The 2,715-nt window shown below is 69.9% G+C and carries 3 protein-coding genes; 2 read left to right on the top strand and 1 reads right to left on the bottom strand.

Annotation, left to right across the window (positions count from 1 at the left end):
* A partial coding sequence (locus tag WC555_RS15660; RefSeq protein ID WP_373255068.1) for an outer membrane beta-barrel protein occupies window positions 1–614 on the top strand: 614 nt, incomplete at its 5' end.
* A 31-nt stretch (window positions 615–645) separates the two neighbouring features.
* Here WC555_RS15660 and WC555_RS15655 read toward each other — a convergent pair.
* Window positions 646–1,290 carry a LysE family translocator gene (locus tag WC555_RS15655; protein WP_373255066.1) on the bottom strand — a complete coding sequence of 215 codons (645 nt, stop codon included), beginning with the start codon at window positions 1,288–1,290 and terminating at the stop codon, window positions 646–648.
* A 174-nt stretch (window positions 1,291–1,464) separates the two neighbouring features.
* Between WC555_RS15655 and WC555_RS15650 the strand changes: the two genes are divergently transcribed.
* The coding region (locus WC555_RS15650) for a Clp protease N-terminal domain-containing protein (protein WP_373255063.1) at window positions 1,465–2,715 on the top strand (1,251 nt) is incomplete at its 3' end.

Raw genomic sequence — 2,715 nt, 5'->3', positions numbered from 1 at the left:
GCCGGGTGCAGCAGACCTTCTACCAGGCCACCCTCTATTACCGCGACACCAACAAGGCCTTCAGCCAGACGACCCGCGACCTGGGCGCCGGCGTCTTCCTGACCCGGCCCGAGAACCTGGGCGCCAGCACCTCGACCGGGCTGGAACTGGTCGCCAACGGCCCGCTGCTGCCCACCCTGCGCTACAACGCCAGCCTGAACGTCTATCGTCAGGAGATCGACGCCGCCGGCATCGTCGGCGCCCAGGATCGCTCGGGCGACGCGGTCTCTGGCCGCCTGTCGGTGAACTGGCAGCCGACGCCCAAGGACTTCGTCCAGGTTTCCGGCATCTGGAGCGGCGACCAGCTGCTGGCCCAGGGCGTGCGCGAGCAGTCGACCCTGGTCAACCTGGGCTACCGCCGCAAGCTGAACGATGCGTGGTCGATGCAGATGACGGTGCGCGATGTGTTCGACGACTTCGGCTCGACCACCACCCTGACGACCCCGACCTTCCGCGACCGTTCGGACCAGAGCTTCGGCGGGCGTGCGGCCTATATCGGCCTGACCTGGAACTTCGGCGGCGGCCAGCGTCGTCCCGAACAGTTCGACTTCCAGGGGCCGACGACCGGCGGCTGATACGGGGACGACCGGTTTCGGAGGCGCGGGCTCAGGTCCGCGTCTCCCAGGCCAGCCAAACGGCGACGACCACGAGACCGGCGGCCGTGACGGCCCGTATCCCCGGACCTTTGACACGCGGCAGCACGGCGCCGGCCGCACGCGCGCCGCCCATCACGATCAGGCTGTGGACCATGACGGCCACCGCCAGATGCAGCCCGCCCAGCGTCAGGGCTTGGGTCAGCGGCGCGCCGTGGTCCGGCCGCATGAAGGTGGGCAACAGGGCCACATAGAAGACGGCCGCCTTGGGGTTCAGCAGATTGCCCGTCATGCCCCGCAGGAACAGCCCACGCAGCGAGCGCACATCCGGCGTCGGCGCTGCGTCTGCAACCGGCTCGCGCCAGGCCTCCCACGCCAGCCACAGCAGGAACAGCACGCCCGCCCAGCGCAGGCCCTGATACAGCGGCGGCCAGAGGGCGAAGACCTCCGTCAGCCCATAGGCGGCCGCCAGCATCCACACCGCCAGACCTGCCGTCACGCCCGCCACGGCGGCGAAACCGGCCAGACGCCCGCGCGCCAGGGCGACCAGCGCCAGCCAGCTCATGTTCGGCCCCGGCGTCAGCTCGATCAGGGCCACGGCGATCAGAAAGGGGCCGATCACGGCCGGATCGACGGGCCAGGCGGAATGGGCGATCACGGCGCGCTCCTGTTCAGCCAAGCCTAGGCGCGCAGCGGCGAAACGGACAGCCCTGTCATGGGCCGCGCCGACCCCTTGTGTGACCCGATCGTCACACCCACCTCGATCTCAACGGCGCGCTGCTCAACAGAGGGCGAGCCGAAGCCTATCCGCCTCACGAGGGGACTGAAGACCATGAATCTCGAACTCTATTCCGACCGCGCCAAACAGGCCGTCCAGTCGGCCCAGTCGCTGGCGCTCGCCCGCCGTCACCAGCAGTTCGCGCCTGAGCATCTGCTGAAAATCCTGCTGGAGGAACGCGACGGCCTGGCCCGCAACCTGATCACGGCCGCCGGCGGCGACGCCCGCCGCGCCGAGGCCGATACGGAGACGGCGCTGAAGAAGCGCGCCCAGGTCTCCGGCGGCTCGGGCCAGCTCTATCTGGACGGCGACACCGCCCGCGTCTTCGCCGCCGCCGAGGAGGCCTCCAAGACCGCCGGCGACGCCTTCGTCACCACCGAACGCCTGCTGGCCGCCCTGGCGCGCGAGGGCGGGGTCGCCGCCGAGGTGCTGAAGGCCTCGGGCGCCAGCGCCGACAAGCTGGACGCCGCCATCGCCGAGGTGCGCAAGGGCAAGACCGCCGACAGCGCCGGGGCCGAGGACGGCTATGACGCCCTGAAACGCTACGCCCGCGACCTGACCCTGGCCGCCCGCGATGGCAAGATCGACCCGGTCATCGGCCGCGACGAAGAGATCCGCCGCACCATTCAGGTCTTGGCCCGCCGGACCAAGAACAACCCCGTCCTGATCGGCGAACCCGGCGTGGGCAAGACCGCCATCGTCGAGGGTCTGGCCCTGCGCATCGTCAACGGCGACGTGCCGGAATCCTTGCGCGACAAGACCGTCATGGCGCTCGACATGGGCAGCCTGATCGCGGGCGCGAAATATCGCGGCGAGTTCGAGGAGCGGCTGAAGGCCGTCCTGTCCGAGGTCACGGCGGCCGAAGGCGGCATCATCCTGTTCATCGACGAGATGCACACCCTGGTCGGCGCCGGAAAGGGCGACGGCGCCATGGACGCCTCCAACCTGCTGAAGCCGGCGCTCGCGCGCGGCGAACTGCACTGCGTCGGCGCCACCACCCTGGATGAGTATCGCAAGCACGTCGAGAAGGACGCGGCCCTCGCCCGTCGCTTCCAGCCGGTCTTCGTCGCCGAACCGACGGTCGAGGACACGGTCTCGATCCTGCGCGGCCTGAAGGAGAAGTACGAGGTCCACCACGGGGTCCGCATTTCCGACAGCGCGATTGTGGCCGCCGCGACGCTGTCGAACCGCTACATCACCGACCGCTTCCTGCCGGACAAGGCCATCGACCTGATCGACGAGGCCGCCAGCCGCGTGCGCATGGCCGTCGATTCCAAGCCCGAGGCCCTGGACGAGATCGACCGC

The sequence above is a fragment of the Brevundimonas sp. genome, from assembly GCF_041648615.1.
GTDB lineage: Bacteria > Pseudomonadota > Alphaproteobacteria > Caulobacterales > Caulobacteraceae > Brevundimonas.
Note: the sequence above shows the minus strand (reverse complement) of the source record. Positions and strands in the feature narration are given on the sequence as shown.